Origin of the sequence: Nocardioides sp. URHA0020 (genome assembly GCF_000620705.1) — a bacterium.
Taxonomy (GTDB): Bacteria; Actinomycetota; Actinomycetes; order Propionibacteriales; family Nocardioidaceae; genus Nocardioides.
Genome location: NZ_JIAR01000025.1, coordinates 1 through 2,500 on the forward strand (window position 1 = coordinate 1; position 2,500 = coordinate 2,500).

General features: G+C 56.2%; 2 rRNA genes (1 of these 2 cut by a window edge). Both read right to left on the bottom strand.

The features are described 5' to 3' along the window. Positions 1-2 precede the first annotated feature (2 nt). A 5S ribosomal RNA gene (gene rrf, locus N542_RS0100335) occupies positions 3-119 on the bottom strand. 136 nt (positions 120-255) lie between these two features. Further along, positions 256-2,500 (bottom strand): 23S ribosomal RNA (locus tag N542_RS0100340); it runs 900 nt beyond the window's last position.

Genomic DNA, 2,500 nt, shown 5'->3' on the forward strand with positions numbered 1-2,500 from the left:
ATGTCCGGCGGCGTCCTACTCTCCCACAACCTCTCGGTTGCAGTACCATCGGCGCTGAAAGGCTTAACTTCCGGGTTCGGGATGGGACCGGGTGTTTCCCTTTCGCTATGGCCGCCGTAACTCTTGCGGTGCAAGCCGGCCACGGGGTGTGCACGTGGGGCTTGACCAAGCTCTGTATTGAGTTTGCTCTTGTGTGGTTAGTGGACGCGAACATGTGTGTTCGTCTGCGCGTTGTAGGTTTTTGTTGAGGGTTTGTGTGACAAGCCCTCGGCCTATTAGTACCGGTCGGCTAGGCATTGCTGCTGTACACCTCCGGCCTATCAACCCAGTGTTCTGCTGGGGGCCTTACCCGGTTACCCGGTGGGAAACCTCATCTTGAAACGTGCTTCCCGCTTAGATGCATTCAGCGGTTATCACTTCCGAACGTAGCCAACCAGCCGTGCCCCTGGCGGGACAACTGGCACACCAGAGGTTCGTCCATCCCGGTCCTCTCGTACTAGGGACAGCCTTTCTCAAGTTTCCTGCGCGCGCGGCGGATAGGGACCGAACTGTCTCACGACGTTCTAAACCCAGCTCGCGTGCCGCTTTAATGGGCGAACAGCCCAACCCTTGGGACCTACTCCAGCCCCAGGATGCGACGAGCCGACATCGAGGTGCCAAACCATCCCGTCGATATGGACTCTTGGGGAAGATCAGCCTGTTATCCCCGGGGTACCTTTTATCCGTTGAGCGACGCCGCTTCCACATGCCGACGCCGGATCACTAGTTCCGACTTTCGTCCCTGCTCGACATGTCTGTCTCACAGTCAAGCTCCCTTGTGCACTTACACTCGCCACCTGATTGCCAACCAGGCTGAGGGAACCTTTGAGCGCCTCCGTTACATTTTAGGAGGCAACCGCCCCAGTTAAACTACCCATCAGGCACTGTCCCTGAACCAGATAATGGTCCTAGGTTAGACATCTAGTACGACCAGAGTGGTATTTCAACGTTGACTCCACATCCACTGGCGTGAATGCTTCACAGTCTCCCACCTATCCTACACAAGCCGAACCAAACACCAATACCAAACTATAGTAAAGGTCCCGGGGTCTTTCCGTCCTGCCGCGCGTAACGAGCATCTTTACTCGTACTGCAATTTCGCCGAGTCCATGGTTGAGACAGCGCCCAAGTCGTTACTCCATTCGTGCAGGTCGGAACTTACCCGACAAGGAATTTCGCTACCTTAGGATGGTTATAGTTACCACCGCCGTTTACTGGGGCTTAAGTTCTCAGCTTCGACACCGAAGTGTCTTACCGGTCCCCTTAACCTTCCAGCACCGGGCAGGAGTCAGTCCGTATACATCGTCTTACAACTTCGCACGGACCTGTGTTTTTAGTAAACAGTCGCTTGGGCCTGGTCTCTGCGGCCTTCAACGCTTCCCCACGCAAGGTGGTTCACGTATCCGGCCCCCCTTCTCCCGAAGTTACGGGGGCATTTTGCCGAGTTCCTTAACCATGGTTCGCTCGATCGCCTTAGTATTCTCTACCTGATCACCTGAGTCGGTTTGGGGTACGGGCGGCGCGTAGCTCGCTAGAGGTTTTTCTCGACAGCATAGGATTACCCACTTCACCCATACGGGCTCGGCATCACATCTCAGGGCCGTGATCGAACACAAGACGACGGATTTGCCTATCGTCTCCCCTACATGCTTACCCCCAGACAACCATCGCTGAGGTTGGGCTACCTTCCTGCGTCACCCCATCGCTTGACTACTACCGGATCGGGTCCCACGCTCCACCAAGGCGCCTCACCCCGAAGGGATCGGTCACCAAGGCTTTGGGTGGTTAGCATCACCGGGTTCGTCATGGGCGCTACTTTGCCGGTACGGGAATATCAACCCGTTGTCCATCGACTACGCCTGTCGGCCTCGCCTTAGGTCCCGACTTACCCAGGGCAGATTAGCTTGACCCTGGAACCCTTGATCATTCGGCGCACGGGTTTCTCGCCCGTGATTCGCTACTCATGCCTGCATTCTCACTCGTGTCGCGTCCACCCCTGGATCACTCCGGAGCTTCACTCGCGACACGACGCTCCCCTACCCATCCACACACCTGGACCACATTCGTGGCCGAGTTAACGCATGAATGCCATAGCTTCGGCGGATGACTTGAGCCCCGCTACATTGTCGGCGCGGAATCACTTGACCAGTGAGCTATTACGCACTCTTTCAAGGGTGGCTGCTTCCAAGCCAACCTCCTGGTTGTCACTGCGACTCCACATCCTTTTCCACTTAGTCACCGCTTAGGGGCCTTAGCTGATGGTCTGGGCTGTTTCCCTCTCGACAATGGAGCTTATCCCCCACTGTCTCACTGCCGCGCTCTCACTTACCGGCATTCGGAGTTTGGCTAACGTCAGTAACCTTGTAGGGCCCATTAGCTATCCAGTGCTCTACCTCCGGCAAGAAACACGCGACGCTGCACCTAAATGCATTTCGGGGAGAACCAGCTATCACGAAGTTTG